This is a genomic window from Planococcus sp. 11815 (assembly GCF_051096385.1).
Lineage (GTDB): Bacteria > Bacillota > Bacilli > Bacillales_A > Planococcaceae > Planococcus > Planococcus citreus.
Genome location: NZ_CP096991.1, coordinates 658,395 through 678,036, shown reverse-complemented (window position 1 = coordinate 678,036; position 19,642 = coordinate 658,395). Strand labels below are relative to the sequence as shown.

Below are 19,642 nucleotides of genomic sequence, written 5' to 3'. Positions count from 1 at the left end.
GAGGAATGAATCCATAATGGATCATTTCTCTAGCCTCTTTCTACTGTATTAAAGAAACTCACCTTTAACTTTGAGACTTTTAATCATCCCTTTACAACAATATATATGACTAAAAGAATAATTTAAATTACAAAAAGACATATATACATTGCTTTTCAGTTTATAGTTGATTACACTTACTATAAATAGTAAAGGAGGCGTACATCATGGGGCTCTTTAAAAAATCAGGTATTAAGGATGAACGGATCACAAATACTAAAAATAAAATTTATGCAGAAATTTATATTTTGGTTATGGTGATCGCAGTGGTTTCAATTTTCTTCAAATATTTCATCAATAACCTTGGCATCGAAAGCGTCACTACAGAATTATTAATTCTCTTCTTAAGCGGTGTTTACTTTGTTTATCGATCAACAAGACTAGGTGTATTATCCGCTGAAATTGAAATGCATGATCGCGAAAGCAAATGGCCTCAACGAAAGAAAAACTTGGTCGCAAGTATCACGCTTGGTGTCGTTATCGCTCTTGTCTTTGGCACAAACAGCGCCGTTCAATACGCAGATGGACCGCTTCAAAGCATCTATTATTTCCTTCTGACTGCCCTCGTCTCATTAATGATTTACTTGCCCTTTTTCCTTATTTTCATGGTAGGTGGAAATGAACTCCTCAAGAGAAACAGTGAGAAATCCATAGACAGAATGCTCCATGATGAATCTGGTGATAACGATGAAAAACATTAAGCTCAAAATGGCCCGGATCGAACATGATTTATCTCAGGCTGAACTTGCAGACCGAATCGGTGTGTCCCGCCAAACAATCGGCCTCATTGAATTAGGCAAGTATAATCCGACGCTGACTCTTTGCTTAGCTATCTGTCATACACTTAGCCGAACGCTGGATGACTTGTTTTGGCAAGAACCTGAATAAATATCCTCTACTGGAGTGGTTCCATACCACTCTTTTATTGTGGCTTTCGGAGCGAAGTAAAATCGATAAAGCAATGAAATCACCTTTCCTGAATTACCCGCATAAAAGTGCGAGTCGTTCAGCGGAAGGTGTTTTTTCAGTATCGCCCCGGATATCCAACTCATTCAAATCACACACAAAAAGCCGCATCCATTCACCACAGAGGTTTCCGGATACGGCTTATTTTGCATGCAATTGCAACTCACATCCTGAATCATTTTCGACACAGAACGATGATGTATTTGAATCAAGCATTTAATTTGAAGCGCTTTGCCTTGCCATACATGCTTTTTCTGGCTGATAGGTCCTTCAATTCAGCAATAATGACCTTCGGGCTTGAAGGGCCCAGTATGGTCGATATATAACTAACTTTAAATGTATAAGTAGCTTTTAACCGGAAGTTTCGATATTCAGGCGAACCTTCCGTAGTCGTCCAGTAAAAAACATTGCCATCTGTATCTATTAAAGAGACTACCCGATGTTCGTCGTTTGTAAAACATGACAAAAACTCAAGATCCCTCGTATATTCCATTCCTTTTTCGAATCCGTTCACTTCTTTGATCGCTAGCACCATCGAAATCCACCTCATCCCATAGTGATATGCTTTTAATATACCAGAACAAACGTTTGATTACTAGTAAAAAGAACAAAAAAATAGAATATTTAGTTAAAAAAATGATAAAAGAACAAATGAAGATAGTTCACATCCTTCACGGCACGTTACAACAAGCTCTTGCGCAAGCCACATGAAAAGCGCATACTTAAGAGTCGAAAAAATGATTAGGAGTACGATACATATGGAAAACCAGGCAACAACACTTAAACAAATCACCCCTCAATATGATCCATGGGAAGCGTATATGGATATCGAAGACCACGGCAAACTGACGCTTTCCAGCATCGAATTCACCACGACTTATTTATGCAATATGCGCTGTGAACATTGTGCGGTTGGCTATATGCTTGAGCACAAAGATCCGGACGCGCTGCCGATCGAGCTGCTGTTTTCGCGACTCGATGAAATCACTCATTTGCGGACCATCAGTTTGACGGGCGGAGAGCCGATGTTTTCGAAAAAATCGGTCGCCAATTACGTCTTGCCCCTCCTGAAATACGCCCATGCACGCGGCATCCGCACCCAGATGAATTCAAACCTGACGATGCCGCTGGACCGCTATATGGAAATCGCCCCTTATTTGGATGTCCTGCACATTTCCCATAACTGGGGTACCATCGATGATTTTGTCGACGGCGGATTTGCCAATATGGAACGCAAGCCGTCTTGTGAGCGGCGGGCTGAACAGTTCCAGCGCATGATCGACAACAGCCGCGCACTCGCAGAAGCAGGCGTTATGGTCTCGGCGGAAACGATGCTGAACAAGCGGACATTGCCTCACCTGAAGAACATACATAAGCAAATCATCGAAGAAATGAAATGCGCGCGCCACGAAGTACATCCGATGTACCCAAGCGATTTCGCCAGCCAATTGGAAGTGCTGTCGCTCGATGAAACGAGAACAGCGATCCACGAATTACTGGATGCCCGCGATGAAAATGTCTGGATGCTCTTTGGTACATTGCCGTTTTACCCGTGCAGCCAAAACGACGAAGACATTCAACTCCTGGACCGCATCCATTCAAGCAAGAACGTCACCGTCCGTAACGACCCGGACGGACGCTCACGGCTCAATGTGAACATCTTCACCGGCGAAGTCATCGTCACGGATTTCGGCGACACACCCGCGATGGGCAACATCCAGCACGATTCACTGCCAGCAATGCTTGACCGCTGGCTGGAGCGGCCATTAGCCAAAACGATCGCCTGCCACTGCCCAGCAGCCAAATGCCTCGGACCAAATTTATTGGTGAAAGACGCCTACTACCCGGACATCGATTTCACCGTCCAAAAATCGAGAATTACTGTTTAAATGAAAAGCCCGATCCTATGTGGGAACGTCCCACTGGATCGGGTTTTTGCGTTTCAAGAAATGCATTTAAAGTGTTATCTCAAATCCATATCAATTACCGCAGCAGTTTCTTGGGTAAAGACAAAGCCCGCAAAGTTTACGGCGGCAGACGGATGTGGCTCACTCTAAAATATTGTGGCTTTCAGGAAGACTTTCTATATACATCAAAAGCTCATCCAATATTTCCTCTTTTCTATATTTTTTCATCTCGCGATCATACTCTTTAAAAGTAGTGGCTTGTTTTGATAAATCCATTACATCTCTATATTCTACGCGAATAAAATAGCTGGCAGTGACAATGTCATATCTAGGACTCTTATGATGTAATTGCTTTGCAACTTCAATCCAACGTGCCCTCTCGTCTATTCGTCTTTGCTTTCGCTGTTCTTTCCACTGTTGTATTTGTTCTTCCCTTTTCTTCTTTTCATCAAAATAATCCTCTAGGGTATTAAAATAACTTTCTCCCAATACTCTTTGCATTTCTTTTATCAATTCAAATGCTTGTTGAGGCTTCAGAAACGACTTCATATAACATCGTGTCATCCAGTCCGGATTGGGTTTTCTTTCATCAAGGTACCATTCTTCCATTAGACTTTTTAAAAACACTTCATATCCCGGATAGCCATATTCAAAAGAAGTTTCCTTTGTTATCAATACGTGCAAAATCGTATGCTCGGCTAAGTCACAATATACTAATCTGTGTTTTCTTTGAGACTCAAAGGGGATACTATATTCTTTTACAAAATCTTGATCAGATATCTTTAACCATTTGATTTCATCTATATGATGGCAATATAGACCTTCCTTTGTTCTCGAGAATTTACCTTTTGTAATGTTCTTTATTTCTCCGTTCATAAACCTCAGGTATGAAGACTCCCTAAAATAATCGTCTTGGGCAGGACCGTATTTTTGAAGCAACACTTCGATTGCTCCTTCATAACTCTTGGATAATAAGAGCAAGTATTCTTTATAACTATCCATTGATATGACCCCTAATCTCAGTTTAAAAAATTAAAGTTAGCTACCTTCTTTTATACCACTTCTTCAACCTGTGCATCAGCGGCAACTTCAGCGTCTCGATTTTCACATCGCGTGCACGGATCACTGTTTCGGTCATTGGGGAATCAAACAATGTATGAAGCTCGAAGCCATCTTCTGTTTTATAAATCTCGTCATACAGCCACCAGGCACCTTCGAAATTAAGTGGGATATTTGAATAAGTGACTCCTTCAAAAGTGAATCGGACATCGGTGAAATAATGGAAACCTCCACTGCAGTCGAGCGTCAGGACAAGCTGATCTTCAGCCGGTCTTTCAACCGAAAGCACCACCGCATCATGCAGCCCATTCTCCACCACCTCCACTGCATTTGGCGGAAGCTCCGATTTGATCGATTCGAAATGCTGCTGATATCGCTCATTCAGATCATCCATCCGCCGCTCGTAATCCCGTTCCCATCGATTGACGAGCATACGCAACTCTTGTGTCGGATATTCTGTCACCAGTGTGCCATCGTGAATATATGGATGAAACGTCTCTGGCAAGTAGCGCATTAAACTTTCCCTCATATCGTCCAGATTGCTTAAGTTTATCTCTCGCAAATCTTTTCCTTCCTCACGGTAATAGTCCATCTCCTCTTCCCAGTCCTCTTCCGACTCATGTAATACAAGAAAACCAGCAACCTGCATTTCTTCGTACCAATCTTTCGTGAAGTACTTCATCGATTGAACCTTCTTTCTGTTCTGCTTCTTTGAATGCGCTTCTTCCATAAACTAATAAATTAGGTGTAACGATGTATCTATTATAAACAGTAATGCGGTTTCGAAACCGGCTAGAATCTCACTTTAGAACACTTTAATGCCATTATTTAAATATTAGGAAAAAAATAACATTCAAATGATATAATACTTAAAAAGGAGTGATTGGAATGGTTTCAGGTTTTGAGAATTTCGATAATATTTTTGATGATCTATTTGATCAAAAAAGCGAAGAGATTAGTTCGCAATTGGATCATAAGTTGCTAATTTCTATGGTGGGTGATGTGAACTGTGGTAAATCTTCCACAATAAATAGACTTATGAAGGAAGACATAGTAAGTGTTGGTGCTAAGCCGGGGGAAACGAAAAAAATTGAAGAGATACCTTACAAGGAAAATATTATTTTTGTCGATACTCCGGGTCTAGATGATGTTATTACAACTAATTCGGACATCACTTTGAAGTATTACAAAAACTCTGATGTAATTTTATTTTTCTTAAATGCGGCAGGTACTGTTCTCTCTGGAAATGAGCTAAAAAACTTGAAAGAAATTGAGAAAGTGAATCAAGATATCATTATAGTCTTAAATAAAATTGATGCAGCTGATGAAATACCTGAACTTATTAAATATATACAAGATCATACTGACTATAGTTATCCGGTCACTCCTATCTCGTCCAGAACTGGCGAGAACATCTCACTACTTCAAAATAAATTGTTGGATATTCTCGAAAGAAAATCTAAAGATGTTTTACTGGGCGCAAATTTAAAGGACCAGGCCTCAATCGCAAATCGCTGGATACTAGGCGCAGGCGCTTCTTCGGCCGCGGTTGGGGCTCTTCCAATGCCAGGAGCTGATTTTGTTCCCTTAGTCAGTATTCAAGTAGGGTTATTAATAAAGTTGTCCACTCTCTACAATAAGCCCGTCTCGAAAGAAAACGCTAAAGAATTAATCATCGCAACTGTCATTGGAAACATCGGAAAAACTGTATTTCGTCAAATTGTAAAAGTAGTTCCTGGTGCCGGTTCTGTTGTTGGTGGCAGTGTTGCTGCGGCAACTACTGTAGCGCTTGGATACGCAGTTAAGTACATGCATGAACATGATATCGAACTAAATGCGGATGAATTAAAGTCTGTTTACGAAATGTTTTTAAGTGCACAAAAAAAGGCTTAATAATGATGAGAAAAGATTAATAGTAACTATATAAAATAAGGAAGCATCTTTTTCATATACTTCATCAAAACTTTTCAAATATTTTCGCCAGAGCTGGACGAGTTTAATGAATTCCTAATGTAGCAAAATCCGAAATATCTTCTACTGAGCGGCCAGTATTTGAGTACTGGCGTTTCTGTAGAAGATATTTTGATGTAGTTTTCACTATTCATTTCCCGATGGACATACAAATACGCCAGATTATCTTCTGTCACTTCTACCGATACTTCTGAACTACATGATCTGTAATTTTCTGCTGGGTGATTTTCTATGGTTCCAATTCTTTCGAACTCTCTAGATTACAATATTTCGCACCCTTGGCGCCAAATTTCATCTCCACTTGATAGTTCTTTTCTATGCTTTTCTTTCTCTTTTCTACGGCCTCAGTCAAGGAGTGGTTTCCACCAAGACCTGTGTCAAATTTTGCGATTTCACATCCGCTTCCTTGTAGTTTCAAATCTTCCGGAGATACAGCCCGTAACATTCTTCAATTAACTGCACTTTGAATGGTAAGAGCTTCTGCTTTGCAATGAACTTTCTGACGAGTCGTTTGTATTCTTTTATTATCGGAACTTCCCCTCATTTTTTCGACGTTTCATATTTTTTCGGACTATAATTATCATTGCTGATAATACGTATTAATCAATAATTAAGACGCCGATATCTATGTGTGTAATAAAAAAATAACTTTAATATATACGTACTCAATCAAAAATCAATCTTTTTACTTTTTTCTGCTCAATATAAGGACTAGTAAAAGTATAAACTTGTAAATCTTGTTTTTTAGAATCATTTTTATTAATAAATAATTTTAAAAAGTCTAGGTCATGAGTTGAGAAAATCAATTGTTTTTGTATGTTTCCTAAGACGTCGCAAATAGAATATTGATTTATATCATCCATGTTTTGAATAGGATCATCAATGGCTAAAAAATCTATGAAGTTTGTTTTTTGTTTTTCGTTAATCGCTAAAAATATTGAAATCGCTAATACATTAAGTTGACCCGAGCTTAGGAAATTTTTAGCATTTCTCATAGAGTCTTTCGTATACTCTAAAGACTTAAATGATATCTTAATATTAATTTCTTCGGCTTCTCCATCAAAAACAAGTTTACTATCAGATGGAATTGGATTTAGATATCTAAAATACTTTTGTATAGGTGATCTATCTTGATTAAAGAACGTCTTAGTTTCAGTACCAAAGAAACTGGAGCGCAGCATTATATATTCATTAAGTAATTTAATCACTTCATTTAATTTATCAATTCTCTTTTGAGCTTTTTTAACACTTATATATATATCTGTTATCTGTTTCTCAATTTTTTTATTCATTTCCTTTTTACGCTTTATCTCCAAGATATCTTCTACAAGCAGTATTTTAGATTCTAATTTTTCAGCTTTTTTTAAAGAAATTAAGTATATGTCATTGAATCTTTTATTATAGTTGATGGGAGTTACAATATCTTCACTTTTCGATTTGACGCGGTACAAACTCTTCAAGCTTTTTATATAAAACTCGAGCTTTTTTTTATTCACATCAATACTTTTGGCTACATTAATTATTAGTATTGAGATTTTTTTATTCAACTTATTTTTATCGATTTCTGATTTTTCTTTTACAATATTGTAAGAAATATGCTGACTTATACCTGTTAATTCTTTAAATTCATTTGATTTTTTATGTAGATTTATTTTATCTATAATCCCTTTTTTTATTTTCTGTGTGTACTCTGTTATCAAATTTAATTCAAGATTTAGCTTGTCTTTAGAGTAACTTGCAATATTTGAGTCATACAACAAATTTTCTTTGTACTCTTGTTCTTCTTTATTAAGGCGTTCGATTAAAGCTTCGTTCTTCTCTATTAACGTGAAATTCTTTTTTAACGATATATTTATAAATTCTAATTTTTCTTCTAATTTATTTATTAATTTTAATAACTTTTCCATTTCGTAAGTATCTTCTTTTATTTTTTCATTTAAAATTATTATGTTCTCTTGAATGTTATGATTTAGACTTCCTTCTGGAGTTGAAGAACATACAGGGCATTTCTTTAGGTTATTTTCATTGACGTATTTCTCTATACCTTTAACATTATTTATTAACTGAACCATAATTTTCGATTCTTTTTTATCACTAATTTCTTTTAATTTTTTTAGTAATAAATTGTATTTATTGAACTGTTGGTTAAGACGAATATTTTTATAAGATGTATTTTTATTTTCGTTTTCTTTTTCCTTAACTACGCTTAGACCTAATGCAATAGAATCGCAATTGAAAATATGGTGTTCATACTTTCTTATAAGTAGATCGTTTTTAGAAACTTTTTTTTCAAGTTCTTCAACACTCTCTTTTATATTATTTAACTTTAAATTTTCTTCAATAGACATGATATCTTTTTTTAATATACTAAGTCTTTTATTATTATTATTCTCATTTGTGATTATTTCATTTTGTTTATTTAAATTTTTTAACAACTTTTCTCTTCTACTTATTTTACTTCTATACTGGATTTCTTTTATTTCTCCCAAGTGAATTTTTTGCTCAACTGATTTTACTGATTCTTTATTGTACTCTTTCAAATCATTATAAAAAGAAATAAAACTTTCTTCTTTGTTTTTTTGTTCTCTATATTCTTTAATTAATTCCCTGTAATTAATTGTTTTTTGTTCATCTCTCGAAACATTTAGAAATGCTTCTTTCTCAATCAACTCGATATCCACTATTTTATTCTTAATTTCTTCCTTACTTTTTATTGAGTTTTCGTATACATTAATTTCTTTAGAAATTTCTTCTTTTTCTTTTTGCAAACCTAATAGTATTTTTTTATAATTATCTGTTTCGTTTAATAATGCTCTTAATCCCATAATATTAACTAATGCTCGATAACGACTAGCGGCATTTTCACTTGTTACAAAATCAGAAATTTGATCCTGAGAAAGTATATTTGTACTTTTAATTAAGTGACTGTAGTTATTTACGTCTGCATTATCCCCCTTAAAGGAGTTCTTTTTAAAATAATTTTCAACATTTTCCTTACCACTAATCACAGTTTTGTTATCTAAGATAATTTTAGTTTGAGTATTTTTTGCTTCCCCTCTAAAAACGTTAAAAGATCTTTCTAAAACTTTTTTATCAAACTCTATTTTTACGGAAACCGAAAATTCTTCTTCCATACACTGCTTATTTATAATATCTTTTTTTATTTCCGTTTCCTTTCCATCAAAACGACTAATAGAGTTAGTTAAGCACCATTCAATGGCATCAAAAAAAGAACTCTTTCCATAACCATTATCTCCGTAGAGAATAGTAATAGGTTTTGTTAAGTCGAAAGTTACCCGGCCTTGATAGTTTTTGAAATTACAAATCTCTAATTTTTTAATCTCCATATTCGCCCTCCATAATATGTAAAATTCTTTCTACTCCTTCACTAATTTCGCTGGGTTTTAGTTTGTACTGCTGCCCTTGTTTTTCATTCATAAAACTACTTAGTTCAGTGAGATAAATATTCTCTTCAGCAATATAATCAATATTTAAACTTACTTTATCTTCATTCAAATTATCCAAAAATGGTATTCTATTTAAATCGTTTTCATTAACTATTACATACTTTCTTAACGCCTTTGTATCTCTTTCTATTATGAAAAACGTTTCATAGTCTATTTTGGTATCAAAACAAAGAAGTAAATAAGAGTTATTGATGTTAATTTGATTTTCCATTAATACACTTTTAATATCGAATAAGAATGAATTGAGTATATCCATTTGAACTCTATAGTGTAATTTTTTTATTACCACATGGTATACAGAGGATTTTAATAATGTAGCTCCAATTTTTTCGACATCTAAATTTTCTACAATTTCAAATTCTTTATCTTCTAACCTATTTAATATTAAATTATAAATGTCCAATTCATTCCATACCTCCACATTCATTCCATATTTCTTGTATTTTACTTCTCAAGTCTAATTCTTCGTCCGTATTTCTTACATCTATGAAATCTTCTACTAATCCGTTTCCTGGATATAAGTTAATAACAACTGGAACATCCTTTAAAGTAAATCCATCATATAGTCCTTCGATTACTTTCGATTCCTCATCTCCTAAAGTCCAATTAATTAGTCCTGTAAATTTTCTATCGACATAATTTTGAAGGACAATATTAATATTTTCCCCTAAGTGCTTTAATTGAGAATCTATATCTTCGTTATTTGTAATATCTTTTATTTTATTTTTTGCATAATCTAAATTTTTCTTTTTATCTAAGCTTAGAAAAAAGAAAGCTTCGTTGGTGCTTAAACACTCTTTTGAAAGCAATCCTTTTTTACTTTTGAAACGAAAAATATCACCTTTTCCCAAATTCAACAAAATTACTATATTAAAAAATTCCTTTAATCTTGTATTTCGATTACCATGTGTCATTTTAGAATATAGGTTCGTATTTGTAGTTCCAGCAATATAACGTTCCATTAATTCTTGAATATCCCCATCTTCTTCTTTTATCCATTTGTCCATATAATCTTTATACTTATATAACTCTCTTATCAAAAACTCATTATACTTTGATTCATCTAAATCTTCTGCCAGCTCTTTTGCAACTTCATCAGTAATTCCTAAACTACTATTTTTTTTCATCTCTCCGTCTGCTTCAACTAATCTGGAGTTTTTAATTTTTTTCAAAATATCTTTTATTACATCTTTTTCAATTAATAAAATTTCTGCATTATTTTTATATATGCACTTTTCACATAAATACCCTATTAACATATGCAAATCTTCATCAGTCATGGTAAAACTATTTCCTATATCCTCAAATATCCAATTATTTAACCTTCTACATAAGTAATCTTTCATAAATTGAATCTCTTTTAAGGCGATACCGTTTTTAATACAAAATCTACTCAAAAGATCCTTCAGATTTTCATCGAAACTCTCTTCAAACTCAAATATATTTCCTTCATTATCTATTACTTCACCTTTGATTTTATTAAGAAACTTATCATCTTCTAGAATTGTCTCGTTAAATTCCAGATTTCCTGTATAAATATCGACATCTAGAGTGGGAGTCTTCACAAAGTGGTAACTTGTATAAAGTTCAAACTCGGTAGAATACCCCTGGGATTGCGGAGTAATTTTTGAGTTTGCTAAAAGTTTATCTATCCAACTATTATTTTTCTTATAAGTCTTTTCATTTATTGTTTTATTTTTTCTTGTATATAATCCATTTGCTGGACTCTCAGTAGTTTTCATGACTACTTTCTCACTTGTTTTAACTTGAATATACCGAATTTTATTTCCTTTCCCTACCACGATATCATCGTGGTGTTCCATCATAACAAAGTCCCATTCTCCTTCTAACATTTCTAAAACGTATTGTATAGTAACTAAAAATTGATAATAAAAACCCGAGATTGCTGTTATTCCTCCAGTTTCACTTGGACCTACACTTGTTAAAAATGATGCAATTTCTTTACTACTTCTATTTATTATTTTTGAATTCAATAAGTATTGCCTTTCTGCGTCTTTATTATCTTTTTTTAATAACTCTTTCGTTATTTGGTCTTTTAGGTTCAAGTAATCTCCTCTTTTCATTGAAACTATAAATAATCAATATAGTCCTCAGTTTCTTTATCTACACAATAAACATAACAACCCTTCATCCCACGAGTCATCAATGTCTTATACGTATTCCTCACCAACTGATCTAATGGATCTACTGCATATTTCCCTTTAGGCTTCGCAGGTCTTGCCCCTTTGTCTTTAAAATTCTCTCGCTTTACTTCCAACGACTGTGTTTCTGGATTATAGGTCAAGTCATTACCGATAATGACGCCAACGTATTCCATCTCGAGCCCTTGTACTGTATGGATGCAGCCAATCTGTTCGGAGCCTTCCGGATGGATCGCCCAGTCGATGCGGTTCGGGTCGTTCCATGGCATCGCGAAGTCGTGTGCTTCTATTACAACGTCTTTTGGCAACTCCCCGTTCACCGGATTCTTATTCCAATCCCAGGCGTAGCCAGCAAGCAGCCGTCCACCTTTTTCTTTGACGACTTTTTCGTACAGTTCTTGCGGAGAGTCGACGACTTGGAAATCAAAGTCTCCATCAAGCTGGATGTCTTGTTTCTTGTCGTATAACAAATTATCGAGCCATTCCAGATAATTGCCAGATCCTGCGCAGCGGAACTGTGAGTCGAGTTCGACGACATGGACGTTGGCGTTTTGTTTTTCGGCTTCTTCTTTTAACAGCTCGAAGCGGCCGATGTCTTTATTGGAGATGACTTGTTCGTCATCGATAAAGAAAACGCTCAACCTGCTGGAGCGGATGATTTGTGTTGCCTGGTTTTCGCCTTCGATTTTCGGCTTCATATGACCCTGATTTTTCAGGCGGTGCGCTTCGTCACAGACTAGGACGTCGTAGTAATTGTTTGGTGTTTCCACATATGCTGCGGACCCTTTGAACAGGCTCCGTATTTCCACGAAGCCGCTCCGACCAATCAGTTTCTTGCGCAGGATTTCACGGAACGATTGATTCGGCGTGATGTATTCAATTGTTGCTTCCTCACCCAACAGGAAATTCATCAGGTTCAAGCCGATGACAGATTTACCGGTGCCTGGTCCGCCCTTGATGAGGATTGTGTGCTTTTGGTCGGTTTCGAGATCTAAGCCATTGTAAATGGATAGCACTTTTTCGTAGGCGACTTTCTGTTCGTCGAGCAGGATGAATTCCTCGTTGCCTTCGAACAATGAATTAACGGCTTCGACCAGTTTTTTTGAGGGTCGGATACGTCCTTCTTCAATTCTCCGTGCGATTTCGTCGCCTTTTCCTTCCGAGACCGCGTCATTAATACGTTTTCGCAACAACAGGTCATCAAATTGGAAATAGACCGGAGACTGTTCGATATAGCTTTGGTAGCGTTCGTCGAGCAAGGGCTCTGATTCACGTTTGGGTATGTAATTATGCAAATACGCACAAGAGCTTAAATTGATTGATGTGCCTTCATATAAGGATTCGTTGAAGTTCTCGAGAAAGCGCTTATAGGATAAGGACTGGTAGGACGGATGCACCGTTTCGCGGTTGCGCCCGCCGAGATAAGTTTTGACGATGCCGTCGCCTTCCGCCAGTTGGGATTTCTGCCATTGCTTCAGCTCCACGATGACTGCGTTTTGTTTGCCGCTCTTGTCTTCGCCGGTAATGAGGAAATCAATGCGCTTTTCGGTTGATGGCAGTTTGTATTCGAGTAAGACATGCGTGCCGTCTTTTAAATCCGCATCACGCAAAATCTTCGCCATTTGAGGTAATGAGTTGGTCCACGAACGGATCTCACTTGGCGAGACCGAATGGTTCATTTTCTCCTGCACCCGCTCCAAAAGAACGGATTCGATGCGCTGCTCCAGTACGTGGCTAATGAATTTAGAAGAACTTTCGTTATAGATAATCATGTGGCCGTCCCCTATCTTCTCTAGTTGTAAAATCCTGTCTGTTACTTAATCTCAGTTTAGCATTATTTAACTAATCTGAGGATACTTTTCGCAATATTACTACAATTATTGACAGATTATTAGCTTGAGAGCATATTTAGACAAAGAGATTATAAGGAGTTGATTTTTGTGCTTCCTGAATCGGGACAAAAGCCTTCTATTACTTCCGACCAAACCATCCCAGTCTCTAAGGCTTCGAAGAATTTTTCCTATTTATGCAAAGCGGCTAAAGATAAACCACAATATATTTCCGTTCATGGCCGAATCGATTCTGTGATGTTGGATTACAGAGAATATGAGAGATTGTATCAGGAGCTCGAGTATTATAAGGAGCTGTTTTGGAAGTTTGAAATCAGCAATCGCATTTCGGAACTACATGCCACTCCTGAAAAATTGGTGTCGTTGAGAGAAGCAATTGGAGAACAAGCTTATGCACGGATTTTGGCTATGGATCCAGATGAGATAGCCGATAATGAGTTGTTCGATGTTGAATAGTTCATCGTTGTGAACGGCAAAAAGCTCGCATCGCTGCGAGCTTTTTTGAATACCATTATTCTACTCTTCACCCATCTCATCCAGTGCTTCCGGATAAACAATCGTATCAAATACTTCCCCGGTTTCTGCATCTTCAATATCTATAGTGACTTCATAATCATCTACGTCGACGCCATCCAACACTTGATAATACGAGCCGGAAATACCGAGAGTCATGGTAGCGATTCCGTCGAAGCTATTTTCATAGGCTTCCTGGTCCACTTGAACGGTGAAGTGATCGTAATTGTTTGAAGCTTCTACCGCTTGGATCGACGGATAGTCCCCGGATTCAGGGATATCGTTTGTCAGTTCATTGATATTGTTTGAGAATTCCTGGAGCATGTCTGCGTGCTGTGATTTAGACATTTTATACGTGATCGATCCGTCGTCATTGACGGTTGCTTCTTTCACATCTTCGGCTTCTGCGTCTGCTGCGACTTGTTCCAAGTCTTCTTCTTCGTTAAAGAACGATGCTGGGATGGTCACTTCGACATTGAAGATTCCTTCATCGACGCTGACGCTTCCACCTTCTTCATTTGATTCAGCTTCTTCTGTATCTTGTGTATCGGTCATTGCTTCTCCTGCGCTACCCGCTTCTTCAACTGCTTCGGTTTCGGGTTCGCTGTCACTCGAACAAGCAGCCAGTGTAAGTCCACTAGCCGCTAGTATTACTGCAAATTTCTTCATAAAAATCCCTTTCTGTTTCTCAATGATCGTTAGTTTATTCACTCGGTAGTCGTGTCAGAACTTGCTTCTCGTTTATTGGTTCACTTCAATCGTGTGAGAAATATCTTCTCCTTGGCTTTCGAAATTCTCATCTGTCGGAGCGGATATTCTCAACTCAATTGTTTCCAGTTCATCGACAGTCGAATTTTCCAGGATGTATACGTTATGTCCTTCGTGCCGTACTTGGCCCAGATATTCCCCGTTAATGTGCTCTGACATAAGCATGTCCGGTTCTAGCTGTTCTTTAGTGTTGGTGATGGCTGTTGCTTGTCCGAGATAAAAATTCATATCTTCATCCGAAGTATTCTCCCCTGCAAGTTGAATAGTAAAGGCATGGACTTCATCGCCCACTTCCACTTCGAAGAGGTCGGCTGTCGCTTGATCTTTCGGTTCTAAAATCTTTAATTGGATACCTGGAATTTCATATTGGATTGGTCCGGCTTCTCCTGTTATCCCGAGTTCTTTGTTCGTATAGGTGTTGGTCGCCTTCAAGCTATCGTCTTCTTGGACATCCTCACCGTCTCCGGAGTCTTCTTCAATCTCCTCAACGTCTTCGAGCGGTTCCTCTTCTTCCGCTTGTTCTGTTTCAGTCGTTTCTTCTGTTTCATCCACGCCTTCAGAAGCTGTCGTTTCCGATTCCTCATTGACCTCGGTCGTATCCGAACCGCAGGCGCTGAGCGTTAATGCTGCACCGATCGTTCCTGCTGCAAACCATTTTTTAATCATTCTTCTCGTCCTCCTCATTTCTTTGGTGTCCGGTGAATCAAGATGTCATATAGTGTCATCTATCGTTCATCGGAATGACTAATAAATGTTAAGTTGTTAATGCCAAATTATACTAGATGAAATATATGATTACCAATTAAATGGATTATTTCAAAAATATTACCTATTCCTCACGAAGAGATAACAATCTCAGTAAAAGGTAGGTTTTAACGCACCAAAAAAAGCCTGTGATTACACAGGCTCTCATTTCAAATCATATTTTATTTTCTGCAGATCCTTTCACCAATAGTGGTGTCCCATCAATCCTCTTCTTCCTCTTCACCATCATCTGTATCCGTCATCGTATCATCGGCGCCGTCGTTTTCTTCGAGCGGTTCTGTTTCCGGTTCGCTGTCGCCTGAGCATGCGGACAATGCCAATCCGCTGGCGAAGATGATTGCTGCAAATTTTTTCATTTCAACCATTCCTCTCTAGTAAGGATTTTGAAGTTTATTCCTCCGTGCCAACTATCCGGGACATTTGCTGCCATTCACCAAGCTGTTGCTAGTTGCCAAATAAATGGGTGTTACTCCCTGCCTACCCGCCTATTGCAGACACATAACATATTCAGCCGAAATTCCAGTAACTTTTGTTGGTTCAATTCCGTCTATCTGCCAAAGGGGTGAAGCCATGAAACGCTTGAGTTTGCTCGTATTGTTCTTAAGCTCTCTATTATTCGGCTGCATGCAAGAACCGCAGATTAGTGAATCCGAGGCCATCGCGATCATCGAAGATTTTCACACGAATTCGTTTGGAGACGCAGAGGTCTTCTCTATTGAATACAATTGGGGCCGTTATGAAGTGGAATGGGAAAATGAAGGGAATTGCGAATGGGGCATCGATCATGTCGATGGTGATAATGGCAGCGTAGAAATGAAACAAGCGTCGATCTGTTAGCGATCGACGCTTGTTTGATGAAGTTTATTAATAACCTTGTTCGAGCATTTCCATGAACTCTTCCTCGGAATCTACGCCCATTTCATCAATAGCGCTTAAGCCGTCGGGTCCTTCAAATGTTGGGTCGGCGCCATTTTCGATAAGCAGTTTGGCGCTCTCGTAATCTTCGTACATGACGGCAACTGCTAAGGCCGTTGTGTAATAGTCGGATGTGTTCACCTTGGCCCCTGCGTCTACCAATGTTTGGATCACCTCAGGGTCGCCCCAGTGGACGGCGTACATCAAGGCGTCAGAGCCTTCCGAGTCTTTCGCATGAATGTCCTCACCGTCAGCGAGTGCTTGTTCGACACCAGCGACATCACCTGCTGCTGCGGCTGCCATGAGCGGAGTCTCACCTTCGATGCTATACATTTCATCGTAGAACGCATCGTCAAATTCGGGTAAGAACGAATTGGCAATAGCTGAGGTGGTGGCGAACACGCCAACAACTCCAGCGTACGCCAAGCTCAAGACAAGAGCGATAGCGACTGCCCCAAGAGCGATGCGGCCGTGTTTCGGCTGGTAGAATTTGACGTCGGCCTTACTGAACCAGTCGATCGATTGGATGCGTTTCGGCAAACGCGGATGCGTCGACAATACTTCGGCCAGCCAAACGAATGCATTCGATTCCGTCGTGATTTGTTCGCGGTACGCATCTTCGTTCACTTCTGCATATGCTTTCTTTCCGATGCCAAGCAGCGTCAATGCGCGTTTCGCGGCAGCAGCATCTTGGATTTCGTAGGCCGCGTGGCGGTCGCATGTGTATTCACATGAGCGGCTATATGCCGAACTCAAGAACGGGATGAACCCAGCCGGCATGATCAACAGGTTTTTCCAGACGTGGCGACGTTTCACGTGAGCCAGTTCATGGGCGATGATAAAGTCCAGTTCCGCCTGGCCTTGCTCGCGCGCCAGTTCAAATACTTCGGAATATAACACGACCATGTCGCGTCCGAAGAAGCGTGTCGCAAAAGCGTTGAGCGCGCCTTCTGATTGGATGACGAAGACGTCAGGGACTTTCTTTAATTCCATTTGCGCAGACAATGTCTGCACGCGTTCGTAGACATCCGGAAATTGGCGCTCGTGGATGCGCACGCCGTTTCCACGGATCGACCCAAGCATCACCGCATTGGTGAACAGCAAAAATGCGAAAATCGCCAAGGCAATGCCGATACCAACAATGGAGATGGCTACCAATACATAAATTAACACACTAAAAATTACGCTAAGAATAAAATAAATGCTCTCTCTATCTGATTGAATGTTCGTCTTACTCATCATTTTCTCCCTCTCGATTTGGAATATCTTACATATAATAGCACTTACTGCTCATTTATAGAATAGAATTTTCACGCGATTTGTAAATTTTTTTGTTAAGATTAAAAAATGATGATTCAAGTGGTTTCGCTGATCAATACGGAGATGTTGCCGACTGATTAACAGCTATTCAGAAGACGGCTGGTCTGCTGAATTGTTTCAAGACTATCTTCTATTTCTTCTAATTTGATGTATAATGAATGGAATAAATAGAGGCAATTGACTGGTGAGGGAGGCATTGGCTTGAACAGGAAAATTGTGTGGTTTCTTGCATCTTTAATACTCGTTTCGGTTTTATTCTACGGGCTGAGCATTTCAGCCAACGCCAATAATCTTCATGCCAATTTAGAGGAACATGCGCAAGCAGCATTTGATGAACTTTACCGCAGCAACTCAGACGACAAGCGCTTTTCATTGAGAGAAATCAAGAAAATAGATGCTTCCGAAAGCTGGATCGCCTTATTGGAAGCGAGTGACGAGACGACGATGTATGCGCATTATGAACTTGATTGGCTCAACCGCTTTCGTATAAATACGATCGGGACTGTGCCTGGCTTCACGTATCTGGATATCCCGACAAATGATGGAACTTACGGTGTGTTGGTTGGCACAAATGATTCCTTGCGAATCGCTCAAGTTAACCTGAAGACTCTAGGTGCCGCTCAATTGGAATACAGTTTTTCGACAGCTAGTGACCCCTACCTCATTGAATACGCGAAGCTACCAGACGCCATTCAATCGTCAGCTCCAGCCGCATTTACTTTTTACGACAATGAGAACCAAGTGATTGAAGAATAAAACCATAAAGAAAGCGCGAGTCTCTTAGAAGACACGCGCTTTCTTTATGATTCATTGGTGCGTTTCGCCCGTTTCTTTTTCAACCAGGCAATCAGTAAAATGTACAAGGCAGAAAGAACGAGGGCGATCGGAATCAGCCATAATATGTATTCAACATAAGAAATGCCGGTTCTTTGATAAACGACTGTCCCAAGCCACGTGACGAGAAATACTAAGGGGAAAAAGAGTATCGGGTCTTTCTTCTTCGAAAAAATCGGCTCTGTTAGATGTTCTTTGATTTCAGGCCAGCTCAAATGCGTTCACCTGCTCTCTGTTGTTTCTTGCGGCGCTTGTTCTGGACGATGGGCCGCAGCACACCGAATAGAATGAATCCGGCAATTAATGAGCCGATGAAGAAAAACCAATCCGGCTCGCTTCCAAATATGTAACTCGTCAAAAACGCGATGGCCGCGTATGCCACTGCCCATGAAATGGTCTTTACTGCATAGTTAGTCATTTCAGTTATCCTCCAAGCTGGTTTGTGCCTTCTTTTCTTTTGCTAGCCGCTTCTTCTCCATGCGCGGTAAAATGAATACAACAAGAAGAAATCCAGCAATGACGGAACTGAGCACCAGATTCCAAACCGGTTTTCCTTCTATAATGTAACCCATAATAAAGGCGACTACGCCATAAGTGGGGATCACCAATAAAGCATTTTTCAATCGGTTATTCATTTTTTCTCCTCCTAGCTCTACTTCCCTGTTACCCTCAGGGAATACCTGGAAACCTTTCCAATAAGATAGTAGACTGATTTTCAAGAAGAACTTCAGCAATTGGGAATTTGTGTTAAACTGTGAACAATAAAACAGAAACTCATCTTAGATTGGCATCCACCACAAGGAGGCTATTCGATTTGGAATACATTGCAGCCAGTGGCATCTTGCTCGTCTCGCTGCTTCTCGCCTTTCAGTTCAGTAAAGGCTATTCGCGAAAAGGCAAATACATCATTTGGGGCATTACGACGATGTTTGTTATTTGCCCGTTGTTCTCTTGGCTCGTCAGTATGGGCTATGCCCATTACGAGCGAAGTGGTTGGGCTGCCGTGGCGATGCTCGCCATTCTGTACCCCAGCACGTTTATCATCGGCTTGGTGTTGTTGCTGATGGGGGTTTTCCGCAAGAAAGACGCCGTTCGCAGAATTTGAT

22 protein-coding genes are annotated in these 19,642 nt (G+C 38.8%); 8 read left to right on the top strand and 14 right to left on the bottom strand.

Annotated features, from left to right (window positions below):
* The first annotated feature begins 206 nt into the window (after positions 1-206).
* On the top strand, positions 207-740 hold the full coding sequence (locus M1Q06_RS03550) for a DUF6773 family protein (RefSeq protein WP_434401626.1): 534 nt from the start codon (positions 207-209) through the stop codon (positions 738-740).
* A complete protein-coding gene (locus tag M1Q06_RS03545) occupies positions 727-927 on the top strand; it encodes a helix-turn-helix transcriptional regulator (RefSeq protein ID WP_434401623.1) in 201 nt (66 codons plus the stop codon). Before M1Q06_RS03550 ends, M1Q06_RS03545 begins: the two co-directional genes overlap by 14 nt.
* Positions 928-1,213: 286 nt before the next feature.
* Here the strand turns inward: M1Q06_RS03545 and M1Q06_RS03540 are convergent, their stop codons facing one another.
* Positions 1,214-1,540 carry a hypothetical protein gene (locus tag M1Q06_RS03540; protein ID WP_434401621.1) on the bottom strand — a complete coding sequence of 109 codons (327 nt, stop codon included), beginning with the start codon at positions 1,538-1,540 and terminating at the stop codon, positions 1,214-1,216.
* Positions 1,541-1,763: 223 nt separating this feature from the next.
* On the opposite strand from M1Q06_RS03540, the gene yfkAB reads away from it, so the two are divergent.
* Positions 1,764-2,894 carry a radical SAM/CxCxxxxC motif protein YfkAB gene (gene yfkAB, locus M1Q06_RS03535; RefSeq protein ID WP_434401619.1) on the top strand — a complete coding sequence of 377 codons (1,131 nt, stop codon included), beginning with the start codon at positions 1,764-1,766 and terminating at the stop codon, positions 2,892-2,894.
* 159 nt (positions 2,895-3,053) lie between these two features.
* Here yfkAB and M1Q06_RS03530 read toward each other — a convergent pair whose 3' ends face one another.
* On the bottom strand, positions 3,054-3,914 hold the full coding sequence (locus tag M1Q06_RS03530; protein WP_434401617.1) for a hypothetical protein: 861 nt from the start codon (positions 3,912-3,914) through the stop codon (positions 3,054-3,056).
* 40 nt (positions 3,915-3,954) lie between these two features.
* Complete coding sequence (locus M1Q06_RS03525) at positions 3,955-4,653, bottom strand: DUF4085 family protein (protein WP_434401615.1); 699 nt, start codon at positions 4,651-4,653, stop codon at positions 3,955-3,957.
* 206 nt (positions 4,654-4,859) lie between these two features.
* Between M1Q06_RS03525 and M1Q06_RS03520 the strand changes: the two genes are divergently transcribed.
* Positions 4,860-5,864, top strand: a complete 1,005-nt coding sequence (locus tag M1Q06_RS03520) for a GTPase (RefSeq protein WP_434401613.1) — start codon at positions 4,860-4,862, stop codon at positions 5,862-5,864.
* A 743-nt stretch (positions 5,865-6,607) separates the two neighbouring features.
* Here M1Q06_RS03520 and M1Q06_RS03515 read toward each other — a convergent pair.
* Genes M1Q06_RS03515 through M1Q06_RS03500 form a run of 4 tightly spaced genes read right to left on the bottom strand, consistent with a single transcriptional unit; the run spans position 6,608 to position 13,343 of the window.
* Complete coding sequence (locus tag M1Q06_RS03515) at positions 6,608-9,289, bottom strand: AAA family ATPase (protein ID WP_434401611.1); 2,682 nt, start codon at positions 9,287-9,289, stop codon at positions 6,608-6,610.
* Complete coding sequence (locus M1Q06_RS03510) at positions 9,279-9,812, bottom strand: ABC-three component system middle component 1 (RefSeq protein ID WP_434401609.1); 534 nt, start codon at positions 9,810-9,812, stop codon at positions 9,279-9,281. Before M1Q06_RS03510 ends, M1Q06_RS03515 begins: the two co-directional genes overlap by 11 nt.
* A 1-nt stretch (position 9,813) precedes the next feature.
* Positions 9,814-11,475, bottom strand: a complete 1,662-nt coding sequence (locus tag M1Q06_RS03505; protein ID WP_434401607.1) for a dsDNA nuclease domain-containing protein — start codon at positions 11,473-11,475, stop codon at positions 9,814-9,816.
* A 23-nt stretch (positions 11,476-11,498) separates the two neighbouring features.
* Positions 11,499-13,343: a DNA/RNA helicase domain-containing protein gene (locus tag M1Q06_RS03500; RefSeq protein ID WP_434401605.1), complete on the bottom strand. Its 1,845-nt coding sequence runs from the start codon at positions 13,341-13,343 to the stop codon at positions 11,499-11,501.
* Positions 13,344-13,511: 168 nt separating this feature from the next.
* Here M1Q06_RS03500 and M1Q06_RS03495 point away from each other — a divergent pair, with 168 nt between their 5' ends.
* Positions 13,512-13,877, top strand: coding sequence for a type II toxin-antitoxin system prevent-host-death family antitoxin (locus tag M1Q06_RS03495; protein WP_434401603.1), 366 nt, complete (start codon positions 13,512-13,514; stop codon positions 13,875-13,877).
* Between the two features lie 60 nt (positions 13,878-13,937).
* Here M1Q06_RS03495 and M1Q06_RS03490 read toward each other — a convergent pair whose 3' ends face one another.
* The 3 genes from M1Q06_RS03490 to M1Q06_RS03480 form a co-directional block, all read right to left on the bottom strand.
* Positions 13,938-14,603 carry a hypothetical protein gene (locus M1Q06_RS03490; protein WP_434401601.1) on the bottom strand — a complete coding sequence of 222 codons (666 nt, stop codon included), beginning with the start codon at positions 14,601-14,603 and terminating at the stop codon, positions 13,938-13,940.
* Between the two features lie 72 nt (positions 14,604-14,675).
* Positions 14,676-15,368, bottom strand: coding sequence for a hypothetical protein (locus M1Q06_RS03485; protein WP_434401599.1), 693 nt, complete (start codon positions 15,366-15,368; stop codon positions 14,676-14,678).
* Positions 15,369-15,667: 299 nt separating this feature from the next.
* Positions 15,668-15,823, bottom strand: coding sequence for a hypothetical protein (locus tag M1Q06_RS03480; protein WP_157073443.1), 156 nt, complete (start codon positions 15,821-15,823; stop codon positions 15,668-15,670).
* A 214-nt stretch (positions 15,824-16,037) separates the two neighbouring features.
* On the opposite strand from M1Q06_RS03480, the gene M1Q06_RS03475 reads away from it, so the two are divergent.
* Positions 16,038-16,304, top strand: a complete 267-nt coding sequence (locus tag M1Q06_RS03475) for a hypothetical protein (protein ID WP_434401597.1) — start codon at positions 16,038-16,040, stop codon at positions 16,302-16,304.
* Positions 16,305-16,331: 27 nt separating this feature from the next.
* Here M1Q06_RS03475 and M1Q06_RS03470 read toward each other — a convergent pair whose 3' ends face one another.
* Complete coding sequence (locus tag M1Q06_RS03470; RefSeq protein ID WP_434401596.1) at positions 16,332-17,555, bottom strand: M48 family metallopeptidase; 1,224 nt, start codon at positions 17,553-17,555, stop codon at positions 16,332-16,334.
* 348 nt (positions 17,556-17,903) lie between these two features.
* Here M1Q06_RS03470 and M1Q06_RS03465 point away from each other — a divergent pair, with 348 nt between their 5' ends.
* Positions 17,904-18,458: a hypothetical protein gene (locus M1Q06_RS03465; protein WP_434401594.1), complete on the top strand. Its 555-nt coding sequence runs from the start codon at positions 17,904-17,906 to the stop codon at positions 18,456-18,458.
* Between the two features lie 44 nt (positions 18,459-18,502).
* Here the strand turns inward: M1Q06_RS03465 and M1Q06_RS03460 are convergent, their stop codons facing one another.
* From M1Q06_RS03460 to M1Q06_RS03450, 3 genes are read right to left on the bottom strand one after another with little or no spacing between them, the layout of a single operon-like run.
* Complete coding sequence (locus tag M1Q06_RS03460; protein WP_434401593.1) at positions 18,503-18,751, bottom strand: hypothetical protein; 249 nt, start codon at positions 18,749-18,751, stop codon at positions 18,503-18,505.
* Complete coding sequence (locus tag M1Q06_RS03455) at positions 18,748-18,954, bottom strand: hypothetical protein (RefSeq protein WP_434401591.1); 207 nt, start codon at positions 18,952-18,954, stop codon at positions 18,748-18,750. The genes M1Q06_RS03460 and M1Q06_RS03455 overlap by 4 nt, the downstream gene beginning before the upstream one ends.
* 1 nt (position 18,955) lies before the next feature.
* A complete protein-coding gene (locus M1Q06_RS03450; RefSeq protein WP_434401589.1) occupies positions 18,956-19,171 on the bottom strand; it encodes a hypothetical protein in 216 nt (71 codons plus the stop codon).
* Between the two features lie 179 nt (positions 19,172-19,350).
* Here M1Q06_RS03450 and M1Q06_RS03445 point away from each other — a divergent pair, with 179 nt between their 5' ends.
* Positions 19,351-19,641, top strand: a complete 291-nt coding sequence (locus tag M1Q06_RS03445) for a hypothetical protein (protein WP_434401587.1) — start codon at positions 19,351-19,353, stop codon at positions 19,639-19,641.
* Position 19,642 lies beyond the last annotated feature (1 nt).